Source organism: Pseudomonas sp. Z4-7, assembly GCF_051131965.1.
Taxonomy (GTDB): Bacteria; Pseudomonadota; Gammaproteobacteria; order Pseudomonadales; family Pseudomonadaceae; genus Aquipseudomonas.
Genome location: NZ_CP071642.1, coordinates 572056 through 597151, shown reverse-complemented (window position 1 = coordinate 597151; position 25096 = coordinate 572056). Strand labels below are relative to the sequence as shown.

General features: G+C 61.2%; 21 protein-coding genes. 9 read left to right on the top strand and 12 right to left on the bottom strand.

Annotation, left to right across the window (positions count from 1 at the left end; all coding sequences use genetic code 11):
- Positions 1-543: an oligoribonuclease gene (orn, locus tag J3P91_RS02540; RefSeq protein ID WP_305497212.1), complete on the bottom strand. Its 543-nt coding sequence runs from the start codon at positions 541-543 to the stop codon at positions 1-3.
- Positions 544-652: 109 nt separating this feature from the next.
- On the opposite strand from orn, the gene rsgA reads away from it, so the two are divergent.
- On the top strand, positions 653-1684 hold the full coding sequence (gene rsgA, locus J3P91_RS02535; protein ID WP_217861119.1) for a small ribosomal subunit biogenesis GTPase RsgA: 1032 nt from the start codon (positions 653-655) through the stop codon (positions 1682-1684).
- Positions 1685-1903: 219 nt separating this feature from the next.
- Here the strand turns inward: rsgA and motB are convergent, their stop codons facing one another.
- Both motB and motA read right to left on the bottom strand, forming a co-directional pair.
- Complete coding sequence (gene motB / locus J3P91_RS02530) at positions 1904-2950, bottom strand: flagellar motor protein MotB (protein WP_434602651.1); 1047 nt, start codon at positions 2948-2950, stop codon at positions 1904-1906.
- A gap of 3 nt (positions 2951-2953) precedes the next feature.
- Positions 2954-3805 (bottom strand): flagellar motor stator protein MotA, encoded by an 852-nt coding sequence (motA, locus tag J3P91_RS02525; protein WP_305497215.1) that lies wholly within the window; start codon positions 3803-3805, stop codon positions 2954-2956.
- Between the two features lie 167 nt (positions 3806-3972).
- Here motA and J3P91_RS02520 point away from each other — a divergent pair, with 167 nt between their 5' ends.
- The 6 genes from J3P91_RS02520 (at position 3973) to J3P91_RS02495 (ending at position 11025) form a co-directional block, all read left to right on the top strand.
- Complete coding sequence (locus J3P91_RS02520; protein WP_434570010.1) at positions 3973-5511, top strand: HDOD domain-containing protein; 1539 nt, start codon at positions 3973-3975, stop codon at positions 5509-5511.
- Positions 5512-5553: 42 nt separating this feature from the next.
- A complete protein-coding gene (locus tag J3P91_RS02515) occupies positions 5554-6369 on the top strand; it encodes a rhodanese-like domain-containing protein (RefSeq protein WP_434602650.1) in 816 nt (271 codons plus the stop codon).
- A gap of 19 nt (positions 6370-6388) precedes the next feature.
- Complete coding sequence (asd, locus tag J3P91_RS02510; RefSeq protein WP_434570012.1) at positions 6389-7249, top strand: archaetidylserine decarboxylase; 861 nt, start codon at positions 6389-6391, stop codon at positions 7247-7249.
- Between the two features lie 97 nt (positions 7250-7346).
- Complete coding sequence (locus J3P91_RS02505; RefSeq protein ID WP_434602649.1) at positions 7347-8567, top strand: O-antigen ligase family protein; 1221 nt, start codon at positions 7347-7349, stop codon at positions 8565-8567.
- On the top strand, positions 8557-9135 hold the full coding sequence (locus J3P91_RS02500; RefSeq protein ID WP_434570014.1) for a serine acetyltransferase: 579 nt from the start codon (positions 8557-8559) through the stop codon (positions 9133-9135). The genes J3P91_RS02505 and J3P91_RS02500 overlap by 11 nt, the downstream gene beginning before the upstream one ends.
- Positions 9136-9264: 129 nt before the next feature.
- Positions 9265-11025: a molecular chaperone gene (locus J3P91_RS02495; protein ID WP_434602648.1), complete on the top strand. Its 1761-nt coding sequence runs from the start codon at positions 9265-9267 to the stop codon at positions 11023-11025.
- A gap of 177 nt (positions 11026-11202) precedes the next feature.
- On the opposite strand, the gene serB is transcribed toward J3P91_RS02495, so the two are convergent.
- Positions 11203-12417, bottom strand: a complete 1215-nt coding sequence (gene serB, locus J3P91_RS02490) for a phosphoserine phosphatase SerB (protein WP_305497223.1) — start codon at positions 12415-12417, stop codon at positions 11203-11205.
- A gap of 133 nt (positions 12418-12550) precedes the next feature.
- On the opposite strand from serB, the gene J3P91_RS02485 reads away from it, so the two are divergent.
- Positions 12551-14068 carry an AhpA/YtjB family protein gene (locus tag J3P91_RS02485; RefSeq protein WP_434602647.1) on the top strand — a complete coding sequence of 506 codons (1518 nt, stop codon included), beginning with the start codon at positions 12551-12553 and terminating at the stop codon, positions 14066-14068.
- Between the two features lie 237 nt (positions 14069-14305).
- Here J3P91_RS02485 and J3P91_RS02480 read toward each other — a convergent pair whose 3' ends face one another.
- The 7 genes from J3P91_RS02480 to J3P91_RS02450 form a co-directional block, all read right to left on the bottom strand.
- Complete coding sequence (locus J3P91_RS02480) at positions 14306-15010, bottom strand: PqiC family protein (RefSeq protein WP_305497225.1); 705 nt, start codon at positions 15008-15010, stop codon at positions 14306-14308.
- 177 nt (positions 15011-15187) lie between these two features.
- Positions 15188-17452: a DNA topoisomerase IV subunit A gene (gene parC / locus J3P91_RS02475; protein WP_305497226.1), complete on the bottom strand. Its 2265-nt coding sequence runs from the start codon at positions 17450-17452 to the stop codon at positions 15188-15190.
- Between the two features lie 10 nt (positions 17453-17462).
- Positions 17463-17984, bottom strand: a complete 522-nt coding sequence (locus J3P91_RS02470; protein WP_434570018.1) for a retropepsin-like aspartic protease family protein — start codon at positions 17982-17984, stop codon at positions 17463-17465.
- Positions 17981-18967, bottom strand: a complete 987-nt coding sequence (locus J3P91_RS02465; protein WP_434602646.1) for an esterase-like activity of phytase family protein — start codon at positions 18965-18967, stop codon at positions 17981-17983. The genes J3P91_RS02470 and J3P91_RS02465 overlap by 4 nt, the downstream gene beginning before the upstream one ends.
- Positions 18967-20871: a DNA topoisomerase IV subunit B gene (gene parE / locus J3P91_RS02460; protein WP_434602645.1), complete on the bottom strand. Its 1905-nt coding sequence runs from the start codon at positions 20869-20871 to the stop codon at positions 18967-18969. Before parE ends, J3P91_RS02465 begins: the two co-directional genes overlap by 1 nt.
- A gap of 41 nt (positions 20872-20912) precedes the next feature.
- Positions 20913-21521 (bottom strand): YqiA/YcfP family alpha/beta fold hydrolase, encoded by a 609-nt coding sequence (locus J3P91_RS02455; RefSeq protein WP_434602644.1) that lies wholly within the window; start codon positions 21519-21521, stop codon positions 20913-20915.
- Positions 21522-21764: 243 nt separating this feature from the next.
- Positions 21765-22121: a DUF6124 family protein gene (locus tag J3P91_RS02450; protein ID WP_434602643.1), complete on the bottom strand. Its 357-nt coding sequence runs from the start codon at positions 22119-22121 to the stop codon at positions 21765-21767.
- Positions 22122-23197: 1076 nt separating this feature from the next.
- On the opposite strand from J3P91_RS02450, the gene J3P91_RS02445 reads away from it, so the two are divergent.
- A complete protein-coding gene (locus tag J3P91_RS02445) occupies positions 23198-24130 on the top strand; it encodes an IS110 family transposase (RefSeq protein ID WP_434602642.1) in 933 nt (310 codons plus the stop codon).
- Between the two features lie 137 nt (positions 24131-24267).
- On the opposite strand, the gene cpdA is transcribed toward J3P91_RS02445, so the two are convergent.
- Complete coding sequence (gene cpdA, locus J3P91_RS02440) at positions 24268-25083, bottom strand: 3',5'-cyclic-AMP phosphodiesterase (protein ID WP_434602641.1); 816 nt, start codon at positions 25081-25083, stop codon at positions 24268-24270.
- Between the last annotated feature and the right edge of the window lie 13 nt (positions 25084-25096).

Genomic DNA, 25096 nt, shown 5'->3' with positions numbered 1-25096 from the left:
TTAGAACTTGATGAAGTGCTTGCGATAATGCTGCAACTCGGCGATGGATTCGCGGATGTCGTCCAGGGCCAGGTGGGTGCTGCCCTTCTGGAAACTGTCACGCACTTCTGGCGCCCAGCGAGCGGCCAGCTCCTTGAGTGTGGAGACATCCAGGTTGCGGTAATGGAAATAGCTTTCCAGGGATTTCATGTGGGTATAAAGGAAGCGACGGTCCTGGCAGATGCTGTTGCCACAGATCGGCGACTTGCCCCTTGGCACCCATTGTTCCAGGAAGGCGATGGTCTGGGCTTCGGCCTCGGCCATGCTGATCCTGCTCTCGCGCACCCGTTGGGTCAGTCCCGAGCCGCCGTGCTGGCGGGTGTTCCACTCGTCCATGCCGGCCAGCACCTCATCACTGTGGTGGATCGCAATCACCGGACCCTCGGCCAGGGTGTTGAGATCGCTGTCGGTGACGATGGTGGCCATTTCGATGATGACGTCGGTGTCAGGGTTCAGACCGGTCATTTCCAGGTCGATCCAGATCAGGTTCTGCGGGTTTTGCATGGGGGAGCTCCTCGGCTTAGCTGCGCAGTTTAGCCTAGGCAACCGGTCGGGCGTGCTAAACTCGCCGCCGTTTTACCCTATTCGCTGCATTTCTTCATACGGAACACCCATGGCCAAACGCCAACTCAATCGTCGTCAGAACTGGCGCATCGAAAAGATCCAGGGCGAGCGCGCCGCCCGCGCAGCCAAACGTGAATCCAGTGCCGTCGAGGCCCTGGAGGGCGGAGACCTGGGCCCTGAGCAGACCGGACTGGTGATCGCGCATTTCGGCGTCCAGGTCGAGGTCGAGGCCCAGGAAGGCGAGTTGGCCGGCCAGGTATTCCGTTGCCATTTGCGGGCCAACCTGCCGGCGCTGGTGACCGGCGACCAGGTGGTCTGGCGGGCCGGCAACCAGGGCATCGGCGTGATCGTCGCGCAACTGCCGCGCCACACCGAGCTGTGCCGCCCGGACAGCCGGGGCCAGCTCAAGCCGGTGGCGGCCAACGTCGACATGATCGTGATTGTCTTCGCCCCGCTGCCTGAGCCCCACGCCAACCTGATCGACCGTTACCTGGTGGCGGCCGAACACGCCGGCATCCGCCCGTTGCTGTTGCTCAACAAGTTCGACCTGATCGACGAACACAACGCCCCGGCGCTGAACGCCCTGCTGTCGGTCTATCGGGATCTGGGTTACCCGGTGCTGGAAGTCTCGGCCCACCACGGCAACGGCATGGAGCAATTGCAGCAGCAACTCGACGGGCGCATCAGCGTGTTCGTCGGCCAGTCCGGCGTCGGCAAGTCGTCGCTGGTCAACAGCCTGCTGCCGGAAGTCGAGACCCGCGTCGGGCCATTGTCCGAGCTGTCCGGCCAAGGCACCCACACCACCACCACCGCGCGACTGTTCCACTTTCCCGGCGGCGGTGAGCTGATCGACTCGCCGGGCATCCGCGAGTTTGGCCTGGGCCACGTCAGCCGGGCCGATGTCGAAGCCGGATTCATCGAGTTCAACGACCTGATCGGCACCTGCCGATTCCGCGACTGCAAGCACGACCGCGAACCCGGCTGCGCCTTGCTCAAGGCGCTGGAAGAAGGCCGCGTGCATCAACAACGGATGAACAGCTACCGTTCGATCATTGCGAGCTTGCCGGAAAGCAGTTACTGACCTGCACGCAATGTAGGCTCGATCATTTTGTGGCGAGGGAGCTTGTTCCCGCTGGCCTGCGAAGCAGGCCCCAGCAGTTTTCCAGGAAGACTCAATTGTCCGGTTTGCGACTGCTGCGCAGCCGAGCGGGAGCAAGCTCCCTCGCCACAAAAAGCGAGCACGTCTCTAGTGAACAGTGCTCATGAAAAAGCCGACAATGATGTCGGCTTTTTCATTAGGTCACTGCGCTGGCGGCTCCGCCGGTTTCGGCGCGGCGTCGTCGAACAGGTTCAGGCGCTCGCGCAACTCATGGGCCGGCACTGGTTGCTGGTCGGCCGGCAGCGCGTTCGGATCGGCGGCCGCGCCAGGCGTGGCGGGCGATGCAGGCACTTCGCCCGGCGCGCCCTCGCCCGGGGCCGGGTCTGGCGCCGGATCGTCGGTTTGCGAACCTTCGATGGCTTTCTGGGCTTTCTTGGTCAACACCACGATGTCGATGCGGCGGTTGACCGGGTTGAACGGATCCTTGCGATCGAACAGTGCCGAAGACGCATAACCGACGACCCGCGCCACCTGCTCATCCGGATAGCTGCCCGCCACCAGGGCACGCCGTGCCGCGTTGGCCCGGTTGGCCGACAGTTCCCAGTTACCGAAGTCGCCTTTGCCGACGTAAGGCTTGGCATCGGTGTGGCCACTGATGCTGATCTTGTTCGGCACCGCTTTGATGGTATCGGCCATGGCCAGCAGGATGTCTTCGAAATACGGCTTCAGGCGCGCACTGCCAGAGTCGAACATCGGACGGTTATCGGCGTCCATGATCTGGATGCGCAGGCCGTTCGGTGTGATCTCGAAAAGGATCTGGTCCTTGAATTTCTGTAGTTCCGGATTTTCTTCAACCTTGTTCTGCAATTCCTGCAGGAGCAATTCCAGGCGTTCGCGCTCGACCTGCTCGGCCATGCCCTCGGCCTCATTGGCGTCGACAGTCGCCTTGTCAGGCTGAGGCTGGGATTTGACCTCGGGGTTGAGGGTATTTTCCGGCGCCAGGACCGGCGAGCCGCCCAGGTCGATGATGTACGGCGTGCCGCTCTCGGAAAAACCGATCGGATCCTTGAAGTAACCGGCAATGGCGATTTTCTGTTCCGGGGTCGCGGTGGACAGCAGCCACAGCACCAGGAAGAACGCCATCATCGCCGTGGCGAAGTCGGCGAAGGCAATTTTCCAGGCGCCCCCGTGGTGCCCGCCGGCAATGCGCTTGACGCGCTTGACTATAATGGGCTGGTTATTTTCCATGGCTTAGCGACCGCGAACCGCTTGTTCCAGCTCGGCGAAGCTTGGACGGTGCGCCGGGTACAGGACCTTGCGACCGAACTCCACCGCCAGCGACGGCGGCATGCCCGAGGCCGAAGCCACCAGGGAAGCCTTGATGGCCTCATAGACGTTGAGTTCTTCCTTGGCGTCATGCGCCAGGGAATGGGCCAGCGGGCCGAAGAAACCGTACGCCGCCAGAATACCGAAGAAAGTACCCACCAATGCCGCGCCCACGTGCAGACCGATGGACGCCTGATCGCCTTCACCCAGGGATGCCATGGTCACCACGATGCCCAATACCGCCGCAACGATACCGAAACCGGGCATGCCGTCGGCGATGCCGTTGACTGCATGAGACGGGTGCTCAAGGTCTTCCTTGAGGCTGTACAGCTCCATGTCGAACAAACCTTCAAGCTCATGGGGGGCCATGTTGCCGGACGACATGATGCGCAGGTAATCACAGATGAACGCCGTCATGCGCTCGTCTTTCAGCACCGAGGGGTACTTGGCGAAGATCGGGCTGGCGGCGGCGTCTTCGATGTCACCCTCGATCGCCATCATGCCTTCGCGGCGGCTCTTGTTGAGGATCTCGTAGACCAGCCCCAGCACCTCGAGATAGAAGGTGTGGCTGAAACGCGAGCCGAACATGCTCAAGGATTTCTTGAGCACATGCATTGTCATATAGCCAGGGTTGGCCTGCAGGAATGCACCAAGGGCTGCACCGCCGATGATCAACACCTCGAAAGGCTGGACCAGGGCGGCAATCTTGCCATGGGAGAGCACGTATCCGCCGAGCACGCTCGCGAACACGACGATGATGCCGATAATTTTAGCCATAGATAGAAAGTACTTATTTAAGTCGGGTTCAAGGTCATATTCGGAAGCTGAAAAATCTCTTCTTCTACTTATCGGCAAAACTGCGCCAGACTATAGCCAGTTCCGGCGAAAAGCCAATTTTGCCCCGTTCCGGGCGTAGATACCCCATGCGATGATCACGTCCAACCATGGCTAACGAAACGAACGTCCCAACTCCAAGACCGACCACCCTCGAAGGCTGGGTAAAGCTGCTCGAGGGCGTGCACCTGCCGGTGCCCCAGGCCAGCCACGACCTGGTCTGCAAGGCGATTGGCGACAGTCGCCGCTCGCTGCGTGACATCGCCGAATTGATGCAGGACAGCCCCGCGCTGGCCCTGAGCGTCATCCGCGAAGCCAACCACCACACGCACGGCACCCTGGCGGAACCGGCGGAAAACCTTGAGGTGGCCATCAACCGCCTCGGCCTCAAGCGCACCGAAGAACTGCTTGCTCGCCTGCCCTCACTGCCGGGGCAGCAGATTCCCTTGGCCCTGCGCCAGTTGCAATTGATCAGCCAGCACGCCACGCAACAGGCCAACGGTTTTTTTGCCAGCCGCCTGGCGCGGCTGTGGCAAGACATCCATTGGGGCAGCCTGCTGTTCCTGTCACCGCTCTGGCCGCTGGCCCTTACTCATCCACGATTGCTCGGGGAATGGGAGCTGCGCGTCGTTCACAAAGGCCAGCCAGCCGGCGAAGTGGAGCGTGAACTGTTCGGCGTCAGCCTGCTGAAAATCTGCCTGGCATTGGTGGAGACCTGGCGCCTGCCGGTCTGGGTAGCGCAGGGCTATCGCCTGCTGCTCAACGAGCGTCGCGAACTGGTTAAAGTGCTGCGCATTGCGCGCGACAGTGAGCATCCGCTGCGCCAACAGAATCGCCTGGACGACGACCCGACCCTGCGGCGCTGGCTCAATCAGCCAGCCAACACCGTGCTGCTGGCCAACGGCCTGGCACTTTCGGCACAGCAGGCCTGGGACAGCCCGCACAGCGCCCGCTGGCAATACCTGACCAGCCTGTATCTGCAGATGCCGATGGACGACATTCAGCAACAGCTTCATCAACAGGCCGCCAACAGCGCGCGCCAGCACGCCATGCCGGACCTCTGGCATCCCGCCGTGGCGCTGATCTGGCCGCCGGGCAGCAAGCGGGTCCACCCAGGTTTGCTGCCCGCCGCCCCGCCCAGCGCCCAGGACCTGAGCCAATGGCGCAAACAATGCGCCGCGTTGCTGGTGGAGCCGAGCCCGTTCCGCAACGCCATGCACCTGACCACCTCGGCACGGGATGCGCTAGCGGCATGTGGCATGCGCCGGGTCATGATCTTGATGGCCGACCGCAGCCAGACCAGCGTACGCGTGCATCAGACTGCTGGTTTGCCCAAGGAAGCGGCGGCCATGAGCTTCTCCATCAGCCTAAGCAAAATCTTGCAACGATTACTTGCCCAGCAGGCCCAGGTTCGCCTGACCCCGCAAAACAACGCCCAATATTCGGCATTGCTGCCAGCGGGCCTGCGCAGCCTGTTTCGCGGCGAACACCTGCTGCTGCGCTCTCTGACCTGTAACGGTCGAGTAATTATGCTGGTGGTGGTGGACCAGGGCGGCGGACCATTTTCGGATGTGACGGTACAAGCGTTCGGTAAAACCGTGCAGTGCATCGAGCGCGCCCTGCACAGCTTCACCAACCGCGGCCGCTGAACTTGCTACAATCCTTTCCCTTTGCGCCCCAGGAGACCTCACATGCCTGACTTCTCTGGCTTGCCGCTGGTAATCGAACCGAGCGAACTGCTGCCGCGCCTCGATGCTGCCGAGCTGATTCTGGTGGACCTCACCAGCGCGGTCCGCTACAGCAGCGGGCACATCCCCGGCGCGCGTTTCGTCGATCCCAAGCGCACGCAACTGGGTCAGCCTCCGGCCCCAGGCCTGTTGCCGGCAAAAGCCGACCTTGAGGCGCTGTTCGGCGAACTCGGACACAACCCCAACGCCGTCTACGTGATGTATGACGATGAAGGCGGTGGTTGGGCCGGGCGCTTCATCTGGCTGTTGGACGTGATCGGTCATTCGAATTATCACTACCTCGACGGTGGCTTGCTGTCCTGGCTGGATGAGGGCCTGCCGGTGTCCATTGAAATGCCCGCGCCCGGCGCAGGCCCGGTGAGCCTTGAGCTGCACGACGAACCCACTGCCACCCGCGAATACCTGCAAGGCCGCCTCGGCGCTGCCGACCTGGCGATCTGGGATGCACGCGGCCCGCTGGAATACTCCGGCGAAAAAGTCGTCGCGGCCAGGGGCGGCCACATCCCCGGCGCGGTGAACTTCGAATGGACCGCCGGCATGGACCCGACGCGCAACCTGCGCATTCGCAAGGACATGCCCCAGATCCTCGAACAGCTGGGCATCACGCCCGACAAGGAAATCATTACCCACTGCCAGACTCACCACCGCTCTGGCTTCACCTATCTGGTGGCCAAGGCGCTCGGTTATCCGCGAGTCAAAGGCTACGCCGGTTCCTGGGGCGAATGGGGCAACCACCCTGACACCCCGATCGAGCTTTGAAGATTCCTAAGGACATTTAATGAAGAACCGCTTGTTCATCCTTTCCCAATACCTGCTGCCGCACCACTTGCTGTCGCGCCTCGCCGGCTGCATCGCCGAATGCCGCGTGCGCTGGTTCAAGAACGCCTTTACGGCCTGGTTCGCCAAGCGCTACCAAGTGGATATGTCCCAGGCCCTGGTAGAAGACCTGAGCGCCTACGAGCACTTCAACGCTTTCTTCACCCGCGCGCTGAAAGACGGTGCCCGCCCCCTGGATCAAACCCCAGGCGCGATTCTGAGCCCCGCCGACGGCGCCGTCAGCCAGCTCGGCCCGATCGAGCATGGCCGCGTGTTCCAGGCCAAGGGCCACAGCTTCAGCGTGCTGGAACTGCTCGGCGGCGATGCGGCCAACGCAGCGCCATTCATGGGCGGCGACTTCGCAACGATTTACCTGTCGCCCAAGGATTACCACCGCGTGCACATGCCGTTGGCCGGCACGCTGCGGGAAATGGTCTATATCCCGGGGCGCATTTTCTCGGTCAACCAGACCACAGCCGAAAACGTTCCGGAGCTGTTCGCCCGCAACGAACGCGTAGCGTGCATTTTCGACACCGAACGCGGGCCGATGGCCGTGGTGCTGGTGGGTGCAATGATCGTGGCGTCCATCGAGACGGTCTGGGCCGGCCTGGTGACACCGCCCAAGCGCGAACTCAAGACCTTCCGTTATGACGAAGCCGCCCGTGCGCCGATTCACTTGGAGAAGGGTGCCGAGCTGGGCCGCTTCAAACTGGGTTCGACCGCTATCGTGCTGTTCGGGCCGGATCAAGTGAAGTGGGCCGAAGACCTTGTAGCCGGCTCGCCGGTACAGATGGGTCAAGGACTGGCATTACCCAAGGCTTGATAACCGAGGCAGCGACGTGAGTCGCTGCCATCGCCGGCGGTCTCCCCACGCCTTGGAAACTCAGCCCTGGCTCCCATTCACTGCCCCTGGAATAGGTATGACACGTTCGGTTTTTACCAGATACACCGTGCTAGTTCTGATGATCGGATTCACCGTACACCTGACAGGGCTACTTTTCATCACCGACGGCAGCACCTACACGACAATTTCCAACCTGAGCCTGTTCCTGCCTGCATTGCTTTTGTGCATTGTCGACGCACGCCTGCGCAAAAGCCTGGTGCAGAAGTGCTATTGGCCGGTCCTGCTGATGCTGGCGTTCTCATTGCTGATCGCGCTCCTGAACTCCGGCTCGATGACGTCCGCCTTCTCGCAGTTCAAAACCGTGCTGTACGTGACCTTGTACCTCGGCACTGTGCATATACTGGCTCGAGAGGGGCTGCTTGAAAAAAGCCTCACGTTTGCCTTCGCCGTGGCAGGACTCTTTGCAATCGCAGGCCTGCTGATTCATTTCGTACAGCAAGACCAGAACATCTTTTTCATGGGCGGACGCTTATTCAACCTGGGGTATGGCGACTACGCGAATTTCAAGAACCCGATCATCGCTGCGCTGTACTACGGCTTTTTTGGCATCTACGGGTTCCACCTCCTGCTGACCAAACCCTGCGGGCCATGGCTCAGAGTCTTTTACATGGCATGCGTGGCAGGCCTGTCGCTGTACCTGTTCTGCACCCTTTCAAGGGCCGTCTGGCTTGGGTATGGCCTGGCCATCTGCACCAGCGTGGTGCTCCAACACACACCACGAACAAGAAAATGGCTGTACCTCACAGGTGCTCTTTTTCTCGTGGCAGTTGCGTGGTTATGGCCAGTCATCGTCGATCAGCAAAGTCGTGGATTCAGCCTTCGCGACCTGATCTGGGCTGGCTGGCTGAGTCGCATCGAAGAGTTCTGGCTATTCGGCGCCGGTGCGGGGAGCAATTTTGATATCTGCGTTTTGGAAACCAAATGCTACAACCAGGTACACAACCTGTTCCTGCAGTTCTTTTATGAGTTCGGGGTCTTCGGGGCGGCACTGCTACTGCTGGCCGTTATCCATGTTTTCATATGCGCCGTTGACAGAAAAACCTGGATAAATCCGACAGGCTCGGCGGGTTTGCCCCTGCTTATCTTCGGGATAGTAACGGCCATGTTCGACTACCACACGGTATTCAACAGGCCTGGGGTCTATTGGATCGTCTTCTGGCTCCCTGTCGGGATCATTCTTTCCCAGCGTTTCTTACCAGGCCCTGCACCTTGCAAAGAGGCTGTCGATGCTCATTGATATTTTCCGGTCAGCCAAACGCTACTGGCATATCGAAATTCTTGGTGGCCTGGACAAACCGTTCAGATGGCGCCGGCTTTACCAGAAGTGCCAGCGCATCAACCGGTACCGCTACCTGTTCTGGTTTCGCCTGGCCTACGCCATGCATCAGCAGGACAGCAAGTTCTGGAGACGGCGCGGCAAGCTGCTGAACGAGCGAATCAGTCGCCAGTTCAATGTGGAAATCATGCTCGGCGCCACCATCGGAGAAGGGCTGTGGATCGCGCACCCGAATGGAATCGTCATCACCTCGCACGCCGTTATCGGCAAAGACTTCAGGATCTGGCAGAACTGCACGCTGGGCATCAAGGGCCAAAGCGAAACTGCGCTCTTGCGTATCGGTGACGGCGTCAGGGTACACGCCCATGCCTGCATCATTTCAGACGACCTGGAGCTGGGCGACAACGTGATCGTCGGCGCTGGCGCCTTCGTCAACAAAAGTATCCCGGCCAACCACTTGTATATCACCCGCAGCGTCGGCGAAATGAAAGCCTACGACCCCCAGTCAATGGGCCGCCTGCAAAGCTAGCGTGGCCGACCGGCCCTGCGGCGGTCTTGTACGCCGCATGGCGCCAGGTGTCGCCGCCGCATGATCTTTTGCCCACACCTGCTAGAGTTGGAACATTCCCTTCATTTCCCGCCGGAGCCCATCCACGGCATGAACGAGACCAGCCCTCTCCAGTTACTGCGCGTCTCGACACCGACCCAGTCGCGCCTGTCCTTCTGCGATGCCACGCCACGCGACCTCAAGCGCTGGATCGGCAACCTGCCCAAGGCCAACATCGGTGAAACCGCGCGCCTGCTGTACCAGGCCCTCGGTGAACTGAACCAGTTGCTCACCCCGAGTGAAAATCGCTTGCAGCTGCTCGAACTGCTGCGGCCCGAGGTTTATTACGTCTGCAAGCACCTGGAGCGACACTTCCTGCAACAGGCCATCGTGCTGGATGAGCGCTCGCGCAAGATCGTCAACCTGAGCCAGGCCCTGCAGACTCATTTGGCGATGGGATACAAACAAATCGTTGCGCGTATCTCGCCAAAATTCACCAAGGACCGGGCGCGCCTGCTGGCGACAGCGCTGCAACGGGCGATACATGCCCTCGACGGCACGCTGTTGCGAGCCAGCCAGCTATACAGCCCCGTGCCTGAAGGTTTATGGCTCGATTTGCACCAGCTGTACCGGATCGCCTGTCAGCACCGATTGCAGCACCTCAGCGTTGGCGATGAGCTGGCCAGCCAGGTCCCTCAATTGAATGCCGAGCAGACCTACGTCGTCGCCCTGCTGCTGGGCGCGTCGCGCAGCAACCAGTTACGCCAGAGCCAGATCGCCCGGCTGGCCGAAGTGCTGGAGCCGTGGAGCCAGAGCGTCAAGCTCGACCCGGCCGTCACCGCCGGCAGCCTGTTTGCCGTCGCACCGCAACTGGATGTAGGGCCGCGCTATCGTTCCAAATTTCGCGCCGAACAGCAACCGAGCCTACAGGGGTTCGATCCCCAGCCCCTGGTGCGTGCCATCAGCGCTCACCTGGCGCAACCTGGCGACTCGTCCCTGGCGGTACCTGCCGGCATGAGTGCCGACACCTTGCATCATCTGCAAGCGGCCTGGGGCGAAGCCGCCGAACGCAGCTTCCAACGCACCGAAGGCAACGGCACGCTGACCCTGTGCGTGGGCATGAGCGCGCTGCACTATTACCTTGGGGGCGAACGATCCTTCAGCGAAATCCTGAAGAACCCGGCCATGCGCAAGGCCCGATTCGAGGCCTCGCCGACCAAAACCAACGACACCTGGAACCAGGCGTTCGACGCCGCGCCAGCCGGCGACAGCGACCTCTTGCCCTACGAGGAAATCGAGTATCCGGTCAACCCGGCCGATGACGACGGCGCCAGTTCCGACAACCAGCATCATTTCCCGACCTTTGAGCTGCCGATCATCAACCACAGCCCGGGTGGGTACTGCCTCGGCTGGCCGAAGGAAGTGCCGGAGCAATTGCAGGCCGGGGAGATGGTCGGGATTCGTGACACCAGCGACCAGGCCTGGAGCATCGCCGTGGTCCGCTGGATCCGGCAGGTGCGCAACGGTGCGATGCAAATGGGCATTGAACTGGTAGCTCCCCATGCCCAGCCTTGCGGCGTGCAATTGGCGCGCGAGCAGAACGAGCAAGGCCACTACCTGCGGGGGTTGCTGCTGCCGGAAATCAGCGCGATCGACCTGCCGCCCACGATGATCGCTCCGCGCCTGCCCTTTCAGGAAGGCCAGCGAGTGTTGATCAATACCAACGGACAGGAAAGACGGGCCTCGCTGGATCGGCGCGTGACCAGCACCCACAGCTTCAATCAGTTTGCTTATCACCCCGAAGACTCAGGCACCGGCGGGGATGGCAGTGACAAGGAAGGCGATTTTGATTCGCTGTGGAAGTCACTCTAGGAAGCGACCAGCTCCCGTGGCGAGGGAGCTTGCTCCCGCTGGGCTGCGCAGCGGCCCCTAACCGAGCGACACGGTGCATCTGAAATAACGCGTCGCCTGGATTACGGCTGCTTCGCAGCCGAGCGGGAGCAAGCTCCCTCGCCACAAGAGCGTATGCCTGGGAAATCGATGCAGGGCTCAAACCTGCCCGTCGCGATCCCTGAAACCCAGCAAATACAGCACCCCATCCAGCCCCAAGGTCGAAATGGCCTGCCTGGCTGATTGCTTGACCAGCGGTTTGGCCCGGAACGCCACGCCCAGCCCGGCGATCGCAAGCATCGGCAAGTCGTTGGCGCCGTCACCGACCGCGATGGTCTGCTCCAGGCGAAGGCCTTCTTTCGCGGCCAGCTCACGCAGCAAGTCCGCCTTGCGCTGGGCATCGACGATCGGCTCGACAGCCACGCCGGTGACCTTGCCATCCACTACTTCCAGTTCGTTGGCGAACACGTAGTCGATGCCGAGTCTGGCCTGTAACTGTTTGGCAAAATAAGTGAAGCCGCCGGACAGGATGGCGGTCTTGTAACCCAGGCGCTTGAGCTCGGCGAACAAGGTTTCGGCGCCTTCGGTCAGGCGCAACGAGGCACCGATCGAGTCGAGCACACTGACATCCAGGCCTTTGAGCAACGCCAGGCGCTCCTTGAAGCTGGCGCGGAAATCCAGCTCGCCGGCCATCGCCCGCTCGGTAATCGCCGACACCTTGTCGCCGACGCCGGCAGCCTTGGCCAACTCATCGATGACCTCGGCTTCGATCAACGTCGAGTCCATGTCGAACACCGCCAGGCGACGGTTGCGGCGAAACAGCGAATCCTCCTGGAAGGCGATGTCAACGTTCAGCTCCTGCGCCACGCTGAGGAACTCGGCGCGCAAAGCCTGGGGATCGGCGGGTTCGCCGCGTACGGAAAATTCGATGCAGCCCTTGCCTTGATCGGCCGGAGTATCCAGCGGCATGCGCCCGGACAGTCGGTCGATATGGTCGATGTTCAAGCCGTATTGGGCAGTGATCGAACTGACACGCTGCAATTGCTCGGCGGTCACCTTGCGGGTCAACAGCGTCACGATATGGCGTTTCTTGCCCTGGCCAGCCACCCACTGTTGGTAATCTTCCTCGGACACCGGGGTGAAACGCACCTGCTGATCAAGCTTGTATGCGGTGAACAGGATGTCCTTGAGCACCGATTTGCTGTGTTCGGCGTCCGGGATTTCAACCAGGATGCCAAACGACAGCGTGTCGTGGATCACCGCCTGACCGATGTCGAGAATGTTCACACCACCCTGGGCCAGAACGCCGGTAATGGCTGCAGTCAGACCCGGACGGTCGCTGCCAGTGATGTTTATCAGGACGATTTCGCGCAAGGCGCACCCCCGCAGGTGGAAAAAAACCGCATTCTACCCACATTCAGTGACCATCGGGCACCGCCAGTGCTTTGCCGGTCATGGGGCTGTCGCTATACTGCGCGTCAATTTCACGGACAAAGAGCCGAGCTCAGTGAACCGGCCCACGCCAGTCAAAACCGACAACTTCTTCCTGCTGATCTTCCGTGCATTGCGCCATCGCCGCGTGCCGATCGCATTGCGCATTGCCAGCCATAACGTGATCCTGGTCGCCTTGGCCCTGGTCATCTATGCCTGCGTGATGGGCCTGCAATTCAAGCAGGCCATGCACGAGCAGGCGGATGCCCTGGGCGAAAGCCTGACCACCCAGACCGCCACGTCCGCCACCGAGCTGCTGGTGTCCAACGACATCCTCAGTCTCAATGTGCTGCTCAACAACCTGACCAAGAACAAGCTGGTGGCCCACGCCGCCATCTACAGCGTGGACAACCGCATCCTCGCCGAGGCCGGCCAGCGTCCCAAGCCAGGCTTGCTCGGCGAAACCGGCGGCATGTACCAGAGCAAGATCACCTTCCAGGACGTGACCGCCGGCCAACTGCGCATCAGCCTGGACATGGACCAGTTCCAGCAACCCATGACCATCAGCCTGCAAAGCATGGGCATCCTCAGCGCGATCCTGCTGGCATTGGCCCTGGCGTTGAGCTTGCGCCTTGGGCGGCATATATCCACGCCGCTGTTGCAGTTGCGCGTCTGGCTGCGAGACATCGACGAACACACGCCAGCCACCCAGCGCCAGGATGAAATCGGCGACCTGGCCCGGCAGTTGCACGCCAGCTTCGCGCCGGAGCCGGAACCCGTGCCGGAACCTGAAGACATCGACTACGTTGACGAGGACGATGCGGAGCCGGGCTTCGACGTGCGCAACCTGCGCGACCCGGGGTTCGACGAAAGCGCGCCGCTGCCCGCTGCTCGCCCCGCGCCGCGACATGTGGTGCGCACTGTCGAAGACGACGATGACGACGAGGCCTTTGCCGATTTGCGCGACGATTCCATTGTCGGCGAACCACAACCGCTCGCCCGCCCTGTCGCCTCGAACCAGCCTCAGCACAGCGCCGTACTGGCCGTGCAACTGGGTGCTCAGGACCAACTGCGGCGCCTGCCCCAGGCCCGCCTGAAAGAGCTGCTTGAACGCTATCGCGACTGCCTCGACCAGGCCGCATCGCTTTATCAGGGCGAGCTGCACACCCTGAACGACGGCAGCACGCTGATGCTGTTCCACACCGAGGACAGCGGCGACGACTACCTGACCAACGCCATCTGCTGCGGCGAATTGCTGCGGGCGCTGGGTCATCAATTGCAGATCGAGGTCGCCGACAGCGGCATCACCCTGCAATTGCAACTGGGCCTGACCTTGGGCGATGGCTTGTTCGGCCTGAGCCAGATCGACCTGCTGCTGACCGAAACCGCCCAGGACGCCCTCGCCCTTTCCCAACACAGCCGCAACCTGCTGCTGGTGGAACGCAAGATCAATGATGACGCGCTGATCCGCCAACGCGCACGCATCCGTCCGATCGCCAGCCCCGAGGGCGCCTGCTGCGTGGAACGACTGATGGAGCCTTATCCGTCGATGCTGGAACGGCAACTGGCGCGGATGCATGAGCGCCAGGCCTGAGTCCCGTTGCCTGGATAACGAAGCCCGCAGATGAGTGATTGTCTGCGGGCTTTTTTGTTGTCTTCGATGGCCTCTTCGCGAGCAGGCTCGCTCCCACACCGGATCTGTGGCTTGCCGCCCTCCCCCTGTGGGAGCGAGCCTGCTCGCGAAAGGGCCGGGAAAGGCGCCACAAATCCAAAGAGCAGAAACAACAAAGCCCGCATCAACGCGGGCTTTGTCTTGCATCCATACCAACCGTCAGAACCGGAACACTTCCATGTCCGTCCGAATCGGCAGGGCCATCGGAATCTTGTCCTTTTCCTTTCCTGCCGGCTTGGCCGGGGCGGGAGCGGGCTTGCGTGGAACTTCAGCGATAGGAGGCTGGTTGGCCAATGGCTTGAGCGAGACGGACAGCTGTTCGGCCAGTCGTTGCAGCAGCACACCCTGGGCCTGAACCTGCGCCGCCGTGGTGCCGGCGTGTTGCTCTTGAAGATGAACGATGCGGTTCTCACGCACCTTGCCGCGACGGTCAATCAACCGCCATTGAGCATCGAGTACCGCCGGTTGTGATTCACCCGAGTCCAGGCGGGTAATCGACAGCAGGACCTGCACATCCGGGGTGAAGCCTTGGGTAGCCGGCGCCAGCACCACGCGCTGACTGTCCAGGTGACCGGCGACCTGGCGCAGCAGCAGCTGGTCGATGTCCGAGGACAGGCTGCCGGCCCAACGACCGTCCGTGGCGGCTTGCAGGCTGCCGTCCGGTTGGCGTTGCAGGAGAGTTTCGCGTTGCAGGTAGTCGGCAATCAATACAGGGCCCAGCAAAACCGCCATGCCTGTGCTTTGCGCAGGCTGGGCCGGGGTACCGCTGTCCAGCTGATACAGCGACACCGGCTGGTGCATGCTGCAGCCCGCCAGGCCAAGCAGGCCGGCGAGCCACAAAATAGGTAGGCGCAGAGCAGTCATCGTTCCGTCCAGGTGGCAGCCACAAGGCTTACCACAGTGAAAATACTCGGTCATTATGAAGAACGCTCGGCCACGCCGGCGCTTGAAAGGGCCTATCATCCGTGAATATGCGTTCCGACTCCAGCGCCAAAGTTCCGATCTGCGGCTTTTAATCGCAGACCGAGCCCTCTAGCACGGTCAATTGAGGTTTTCGACGAGCAGTGCATCCACCCGTTGAAAACCCCTTGGAAGCTTGTTGCCCCGCCGACCGCGTTCACCTTTGTAATGCTCAAGATCGTCCGCTTTCAGTGAAAGCGTACGCTTTCCAGCCTGCAGCACAAGCGTGGCACCTTCAGGTAACACTGCAATATCCGTGACAAATTCCTCGCGACTCGCCACCCGTTCGCCAGGAATCCCGATGATCTTGTTGCCTTTGCCTTTCCCAAGCTGTGGCAGGTCGCTGATCTTGAACACCAGCAACCGACCTTCGGTCGTCACCGAAGCCAGCCAGTTGTTATCGCGATCGCTGACCGGGCGCGGGGCAATGACCTTGGCGTTGTTCGGCAGGCTCAACAACGCCTTGCCCGCCTTGTTCTTGGCTTGCAGGTCTTCACCCTTGACGACGAACCCGTAGCCGGCGTCCGACGCGATAACGTACAGCCCGTCATCATCAGGCATCAGCACACATTCAAAAGTTGCACCCGGCGGAGGTGTTAATCGTCCGGTCAGCGGTTCACCCTGGCCACGCGCCGATGGCAAGGTGTGGGCCGGCACCGAATAGCTGCGCCCGGTGGAGTCGATGAACACCGCGAACTGGTTCGAGCGGCCCGGCGCCAAGGCCTTGAAGCCGTCCCCGGCCTTGTAGGAAAGCCCGGCAGCGTCGATGTCATGGCCCTTGGCGGAGCGCACCCAGCCTTTTTCCGACAGTACAACGGTGACTTTCTCGTTCGGCAACAGGTCGTGCTCGCTCAAGGCCTTGGCCTCGGCACGCTCGACAATCGGCGAACGACGGTCATCGCCATAGGTTTCGGCGTCCTTGAGCAACTCGGTGCGTACCAGTTTCTTCAGTTTGGCTTCGCTGCCCAGCAAGGCTTGCAGCTTGGCCTGTTCCTTGAGCAATTCATCCTGCTCGGCACGCAGCTTCATTTCTTCCAGGCGGGCCAGTTGGCGCAGGCGCGTGTCGAGGATGTAGTCGGCCTGGATTTCACTGAGGGCGAAGCGCTCGATCAGGCTGGCCTTGGGATGCTCCTCGGTGCGGATGATATGGATCACTTCATCGAGGTTGAGGTAGGCAATCAGCAAGCCGTCCAACAGATGCAGGCGACGCTCGACCTTGTCCAGGCGGAACTGCAGGCGCCGACGCACCGTCTTGACCCGGAACTCGAGCCATTCCACGAGCAATGCCCGCAGGTTTTTCAGCTGCGGCTTGCCGTCCAGGCCGATGATGTTGATGTTCACCCGATAGCTGGATTCCAGATCGGTGCTGGCGAACAAGTGCTGCATCAGCGCGTCGTGATCGACCCGGCTGTTCACCGGAATGATCACGATGCGGCAGGGATTCTCGTGGTCGGATTCGTCGCGCAAGTCAGCAACCTGCGGCGCTTTCGACGGTTTTGCCTGCATCATCGCGGCAATCTGCTCGAGGACTTTAGCCCCGGAAACCTGATGCGGCAGCGCGGTGACGATAATGTCACCGTCTTCAACGTGATAGACGGCGCGCATGCGCACCGAACCGCGACCGGTCTCATAGATTTTCAGCAGATCGGCACGCGGCGTGATGATTTCCGCTTCGGTCGGATAGTCCGGGCCCTGGATATGTTCGCAGAGCTGTTCTACCGTGGCTTTCGGCTCGTCCAACAAGCGCACGCACGCTGTGGCGACTTCCCGCAGGTTGTGCGGCGGCACGTCGGTGGCCATGCCCACGGCAATGCCGGTGGTGCCATTGAGCAGGATGTTCGGCAAACGTGCCGGCAAAACCAAGGGTTCATCGAGGGTGCCGTCAAAGTTCGGTCCCCAGTCCGCGGTGCCTTGGCCCAGCTCGCTGAGCAGCACTTCGGAATAGCGTGACAGGCGCGCCTCGGTGTACCGCATGGCCGCGAAGGACTTGGGGTCGTCCGGCGCACCCCAGTTACCCTGGCCGTCTACCAGCGTGTAGCGATAGCTGAACGGCTGGGCCATCAGCACCATGGCTTCATAGCAGGCCGAGTCGCCGTGGGGATGGAACTTGCCGAGCACGTCACCAACGGTACGCGCCGACTTCTTGTGCTTGGAATCAGCGTCCAGCCCCAGCTCACTCATGGCATAGATGATCCGCCGTTGGACCGGCTTCAGACCGTCGCCAATATGCGGCAAGGCGCGGTCCATGATCACGTACATGGAGTAATTGAGGTAGGCATTTTCGGTGAAGTCAGCCAGCGATCGGCGTTCTACGCCGTCCAAGCTGTCTGCAAGAATGTCGCTCATGCGGGCCTCATCAGTTCGTTGTCTGGCGCAGCAGCATGGTGCCGTCGCGCTGGGTAAATTCAAGTTTGTTCAGGGCGCTCATGCCCAGCAGCACTTGCGTGCCTTCCAGGCCTGGCGCCACCAGGGCACGGACATCACGCAACACGATGTCACCCAATTGCAGCCGGTCGATGCGGGTGCGGTAGCCTTCGCTCAAACCATTGGCGGTGCTCAACCTCACGCCAAGACCTTTTTCCAGCTTGAGGCGCTCGGCCAATTCCTGCGGGATCGCCACGTCGGTGGCCCCGGTATCGAGCATGAAATCCACCGGCTGGCCGTTGATCTGGCCGCTGGCGACAAAATGTCCCTGCCGGTTGCCGATCAGCTTTACCTCGATAAAACCTTCGCCCTTCTGCGAATGCACCTCGGCATTGGGGTTGAGCTCTCGCTGCTCCCACTGGGCAAAAAACCGCGTTGCCAGAAACAGTGCCGCGCACCAGGCCAGGATCATCAGTACCCGGCCGGCGCGCTTGCCCGGTGGTTGCTGGCTCATGGCGCGGCACCCCAACCACCCTCGGGCGCGGCGAAGCGCCAGATAACCGGCCGCTGCTCGCCGTCAGCCCGCGCACCGTCGTTGTTGTCCACGCCGATCCAGGCGCCGTCGGCGTCGACGATGAGCGCTTCGACCAGGCCGAAGGGCTGTGGATAACGGCGATTTTCCTGCAACGCCTCCCCCGCAAACGACCAGCAGCGCTCGACCTTGGCGGTCTGCGGGTCACGCCGGCAGATCTGATAGGCGTTTCGCTCCAGGGTAAACAGCTTGCCGTTGAACAACGACAGATCGGCAAAGTCCCGGGAAACCGCCTTGGCCTTGGGAAACTGCGCCGGCTGCATCTCCTGCCCCGCTTCGCTCAACAATACGCAATTGCCGTCGCAGTCCCACACCGTTTGCTGGCGCTTGAGCAACACCAGGCCACGACGCTCCCGTTCGGCGGCCAGCCATAGCTGATCGCCAGCCGGGTTGACCGCCACGCCTTCGAACAGGGCATTAAAATGCAGCAGCATGCCGCTGCCCCGGGCCTGGCGGAGCATGGTCGGGCTGATTTTCAGCCAGGACGCTTCGCCTGCCTGCGATATTCTCAGCACGGCGGCGTGGGACTCACTGACCACATAACGCTGACCGGCCCTGTCGCAACTGATGCCTTCGTAGTCCAGTTCGCCCCCGCGCACGAACGATGCCGCCCAGGTCCGCGACTGCAAGCCCCAAGGCAAATCATTCTCCGGCACGGCCGGCACCTCGATACCGACAGCCTCGGCCTGCCAGGCCCGGGCATCGGAGGGTTGGAGCCGATAAATCCGGTCATCGTCGCGATCGGATACCGTCCACATCTCGTTGCCACACAGGGCCAGTCCGGACAGATTGCCGCCGCGCATGCCATCGACGACATGCTCGGACAGCAACTTCAGTTCCGGCACCGGCCCTGCGACTACCACCCCCGCCCACAGCAACAACGCCAGGGCGAAACCGTTGCGCATCAGGCCAGGACCTCAGCCAGATCACCCTTGGATTCAAGCCAGTTCTTGCGGTCGCCGGCGCGTTTTTTCGCCAGCAACATGTCCATCATTTCCGACGTCGCTTCGAAATCATCCAGGGTCAACTGCACCAGCCGACGGGTGTTCGGGTCCATGGTGGTTTCGCGCAACTGCGGCGGGTTCATCTCGCCCAGGCCTTTGAATCGGGTGACCTGCGGCTTGCCGCGTTTTTTCTCGGCCACCAGCCGATCAAGGATGCCGTCGCGCTCGGCTTCATCCAGGGCGTAGTAGATCTCCTTGCCCAGGTCGATACGGTACAACGGCGGCATCGCCACATAGACGTGACCGGCATCCACCAGCGGGCGGAAATGCTGGACGAACAAGGCGCAGAGCAAGGTAGCGATGTGCAAGCCGTCGGAGTCGGCGTCGGCGAGGATGCAGATCTTGCCGTAACGCAGCTGGCTCATGTCCTCGGCGCCCGGATCGACGCCGATGGCCACCGCGATGTTATGCACTTCCTGACTGGCCAGCACTTCGCTGCCGTCGACCTCCCAAGTGTTGAGGATCTTGCCCCGCAGCGGCAGGATCGCCTGGAACTCCTTGTCCCGCGCCTGCTTGGCCGAGCCGCCGGCGGAGTCACCTTCCACCAGGAACAGCTCGGAGCGCATCGGGTCCTGCCCGGCACAATCGGCGAGCTTGCCCGGCAGTGCCGGCCCCTGGGTGATGCGCTTGCGCTCGACCTTCTTGCTTGCCTTGAGGCGACGGCCGGCGTTGTTGATCGCCAGTTCGGCGAGGGCCAGGCCGGTTTCCGGATTGGCATTGAGCCACAGGCTGAACGCATCCTTGACCACCCCGGAGACAAACGCCGCCGCCTCGCGGGACGACAGGCGCTCCTTGGTCTGGCCGGAGAATTGCGGCTCTTGCATCTTCATCGACAATACGAAAGCGATGCGCTCCCAGACGTCTTCCGGCGCCAGCTTGACGCCACGAGGCAGCAGGTTACGGAATTCGCAGAACTCGCGGATCGCATCGAGCAGGCCCTGGCGCAAGCCGTTGACATGGGTGCCGCCCTGGGCGGTGGGGATCAGGTTGACGTAGCTTTCCTGGACGCTTTCGCCGCCCTCGGGCAGCCACAGCAGCGCCCAGTCCACGGCTTCCTTATTACCGGCCAGGCTGCCGCAGAACGGCTCGTTGGGCAGGCGTTCGAAACCGTTGACCGCATCGACCAAGTACGAACGCAGGCCGTCCTCGTAATGCCATTCGACTTTCTCACCGGTGGCCTTGTCCTCGAAACTCACCAGCAGCCCCGGGCACAACACCGCCTTGGCCTTGAGGACGTGCTTGAGGCGAGTGACGGAAAACTTCGGTGAATCGAAGTACTTCGGGTCCGGCGCGAAATACACGCTGGTGCCGGTGTTGCGCTTGCCGACGGTACCGACCACTTCCAGCTCGGTGGCCTTGTAGCCATCGGCGAACGTCATCTGGTATTCACTGCCGTCACGCTTGACCCGCACCCGCACCTGGGTCGACAAGGCGTTGACCACGGAAATACCCACCCCGTGCAGACCGCCGGAGAACTGGTAGTTCTTGTTGGAAAACTTGCCGCCGGCGTGGAGCTTGGTGAGGATCAGCTCGACGCCCGACACACCTTCTTCAGGGTGAATGTCCACCGGCATGCCGCGGCCGTCATCGCTGACTTCCAGCGAGTGATCGGCGTGCAGGATGACCTGCACCGATTTCGCGTGCCCGGCCAAGGCTTCGTCGACGCTGTTGTCGATGACTTCCTGGGCGAGGTGATTCGGCCGACTGGTGTCGGTGTACATGCCGGGGCGCTTGCGCACCGGGTCGAGGCCCGAGAGGACTTCGATGGCGTCTGCGTTATAGGAGCTAGCGCTGGGAGTGGCCATGGGGTCTCGTCGTCAGTGTTCAGTGAAATAGAGGCAATGGTTCACAGCGAGGTGAAGTCGATCGCCTGGTACAAATCGGCGCCAATGCCGGCAAAACTCAAAAGCGCCGGCAACCGCTGGGCAAACCCTTGGAAACTGTGGTCGCCGCCGGCCTGGATACGCAACGCGCAGGCACGGTAATACTGCTGGGCGTGGCGATAATCCAGCGTTTCGTCACCGGTTTGCAACCATACCTGAAACCGCTGCGGATCCCGGGGCGCCGGCACTTCCAGCTCGGCCAGGGCCGTCACGTGGTCGTGGGTCAATTCCCAGGTCTCGTCGGTGTACAAATTCTTCTGCGTGCCCAGATAACCGTCGAACATCCGATGCGGGCTGACCGCCGGATTGACCAACAAGGCCTTGAGGCCGTGGCGCTCGGCCAAGTGAGTCGCATAGTAGCCGCCGAGCGAGCTGCCGACCAGCAGCGGCCGCCCCAGTTCTGTGATCGCCTGCTCCAACTGAGCAATCGCCTCGCGCGGATGGTGATGCAAGGCCGGCACCCGCAACTGGTCCCCCAGCCCGAGGCGCGTCATCACTTCGGTCAGTTGACAGGCCTTGGTCGATGCCGGGGCACTGTTGAAGCCATGGATATAAAGGATCGAACCCGACATGGGCAACTCCCTGGGTGCTGGGCAAAGGCCGGAGTTTACAGGGAGTTTGCTGGGTTTGGCGGACGATCTGATGGTTATTAGGACAAACACAGAACCTGTGCCGAGGGGATTTATCCCCGCCGGGGCGCGAAGCGCGCCCAAAAGCCTAATGCAGGATAGTCTGACACCCCAAGGTGATTGGCCTTAGGGCTGCTTCGCACCCCAGCGGGGATAAATCCCCTCGCCACAAAAACCTGCTCTGCTCTAGCGTGGCTCGACGATGTCCAGCGCCCGATTCGCCAACAACTCACTGAGCTCGATCATCTGCTGGATACCGAACGCGAAATGCCGGTTCGAACCTTCCAGATTGAAGGCCAGGTCGCTGAGCATGGCGTTGGCAGAAGCCAGGGTTTCGCTGAGGTTGGCCAGTACACACTCGGCGTCAGCGCTTTGCACGACGGAGAACAACTGGTCTGGGGAGGGTTTCTGTTTGGCTTCGGGTTTTGGATCGGGATGGGTGTTGAGGGCGCGTTCGGGGGTTTTATCGAGATTTTGCGGATTGTCTTCAGCGTGGGCTGACGAGGGGGTTGTTTCTGGGGGGTTGGGCGTGGCTTTGAACATGATGCAGTTCCTTTTTCCGTAGGGGAACCTCCATCTCCCGTTTCCAGGCGAGAGGGTGGCAGCTATGCGCGGGCTGGAAAACCGGAGTAAAGGAGCAAAACCCGGCAGACTCGAAAGTCTCCCGCGCACAGCCGCCATAACGCAAAACTGCACACGCAAAAAAAGCGCTGCAGTATCTCATGTGGCGCGCTGAAGCGTCCTTACTATCGGGTTTCCAGGCCCGGCCGCTGAATTTTGCAGCGACGGGAAAAGACTAGCGACGCCCCTTCCCACCCGGCAACCGCCAGCACTCGTCGGAAAAATCCGCTTGCGTCAGAAAGGTCTTCCGACCGCTCCCACAACCCTGGCAGGCTGCCGCCCGCCATCGCGAGCAAGCTCGCTCCCACAATGAAACCGGCGTACCCCCGCGAGAATCAGGCCGGCTGCCAGGCCGCCTCGCGCGGACCTTGATCTTGATCTTGATCTTGATCTTGATCTGAGACGCCCCGTTAACCACGCTGGCCGAACGCAGGCGTTGCGCAGTGGGCATCCCGGCATGGATGCCGGGACAGCCGCGCTGGGCCAGGGACGGCCCTTCGCGGCGGGCCCACGGAGCAATGCCGGAGTGAGGGCATGCCGAGCCTTGGCGAGGCACCGAGTGGTGGGGCAAAGCGCTTTTGCTTACTTTTGGCGCTCTCCAAAAGTGAGCCGCCGTAAGGGCGGAACCCTAAGCAGCCGTTACCGCAGCAATGGATATGTACCCGGTCAACAAAGCCCTGGTCGACTGTCAGGCCGCCATCGCGAGCAAGCTCGCTCCCACAATAGAATCGGAGTACGACCGGTAAAGATATGCCGGTTGTAAAGCCGCCTTCGCGAGCAAGCCCGCTTGTGTCTTGCACCGCGATTAGACTGAGGGTGAGAGCGGTGGGTGGCAAGCTGAACGCCCGAAGTGCTTAAAGCACGTGTGGGAGCCCATGCTGCCACTCACCTCTCCACTCTGGTCATTGAGCCCGAACAGTTGAACGAGCCCACCTCGAACAGTTACAAGCGTGGGCCAAGCCAGAGCGCTCTCACCTTGAGTGTAAGAGGGTTTGGCTATGTTTTCCTATCCAGCAGGTATTGATGTTTCAAAAGACAGTCTTCAGGTGCAGGTTGATCTGTTAGATGTCGGGGTGAGTTGCCCTAACGCCGAGGGTGATTTTCCTGGATTAATTAGTTGGCTGCTGCTCCATCAGGTCGGTCGCGTGTTGCTGGAAGCCACAGGAAGTTACGAACGAAACGTCATGAAAGCGCTTCAGGCAGCAGGGTTTGAGGTCATTCGGATCAACCCGTGCCGAGCCAAAAGCTTTGCCAAGGCAATGGGACAACAAGCTAAAACCGACCCGATAGATGCGCGCTTCCTGGCGCAATTTGCAGCGGTTATCAAATCTGCTAACAGCCGGATCACAAGTGTCGAACAGGACGACTTGCGCGCACTGGTCCAGCAACGGGAAAACTTTGTTCAGCAGAGAGATGACGACAAGCGCAGGCTTAAGACAGCGTCGTCTGAGGCAGTCAAACCCGCGTTGCAGAGTCATATCGACTATCTGTGTGAAGCCGTTAAGTTGATAGAAAAATTGATCCGTCAAAGCGCTGAAAGCCTGGACCGTGAAAAAGTTACTCATCTGCGTTCGGTTAAGGGGATCGGTCTGGTTACGGCGGCCAGTGTAATGGCCTATCTTCCTGAGCTCGGCGAGGTTGGCCGGCATCAGATCGCAGCATTGGCAGGCATCGCCCCCTACAACGACGATAGCGGCACGCACAAAGGCAAACGCTACATCAGCGGAGGTAGGTTCGCCGCTAGGCGCGCTTTGTACATGGCCTGCTGGTCAGTGATCAGGTATCAGCCTGACTTCAATGCCCGGTATAAGGCGCTTCGCGAGAAAGGTAAATGCGCCAAGGTTGCGCTCATCGCATGCATGCGTGTCTTGCTGGTACGTCTAAACGCAATGATCCGGGATGGTTCTGAGTGGAAGGGCCTTGTCGCCTAAAGTGCGATCACGGAGATCCCCTCAGATTTTGCATGGCCTGGAGCTGTGGGAGTCTTGCTGTCCCTGGAAACGATGGCTAAATAAATCATCCAAGACAGTTGCTCCCACAGTTTGGGGTCAGTCCAGCTAGATCGAACTCAATAGCCGTTGGATCCGTAGTCAGGCGTAAACGCAAACCCAACCAACCGCTCAACCCCCGTCTCCAATCGCCCATCCGGCAACAACCGCAACCACCGATACCCTGGCGCCTGCGAGCCCACCGCAAAATCCTCACTCCCCGGCTCAAACTGGATACAGGTCGAAGGCGAAGCCAACAAACGAACCCCCTCGCGCACCCGGTCTATTTCCTGATGCACATGCCCCCACAACACCGCCCGCACCTGCGGAAACCGATCCAACACCGCAAACAGCGCCTCTGGATTGCGCAACCCGATCGGCTCCATCCACGCACAACCAATCGACACCGGATGATGATGCAGACACACCAGATGATGCCGCTCCGGCGCCTCGCTCAAGGCATTGGCCAACAGAATCAACTGCTCCTCGGCCAAAAAACCCGGCACCGAACCTGGCACGGCTGAATCCAACAGAGTGACTCGCCAATTGCCGATGTCCACCACCGGATCGAGCAACGTGCTCTGCACCGCCGCCTCAAGCATCACCTGCGGCTCATCATGATTGCCCGGAATCCACCGCGCCGGCGCATCGATACGCGCAGTCAGTTGCCGAAATGCCTCGTAGGATTGCAGCGTACCGTCCTGGGACAAATCGCCCGTGGCGAGCATCAGGTCGATATCCGGTTGCTGCCGGAGTACGAGGTCAACCACCGCCCGCAAGCTGTCACGGGTGTTCATACCCAGCAACGAAGCATCGGCCTCGGCGAACAAATGGCTGTCAGACAGTTGGACCAGCAGCGCCGCGTCGGCAGTGGTCAAGCTGGATACGCTCGGCAAATCGCTTTCTCCC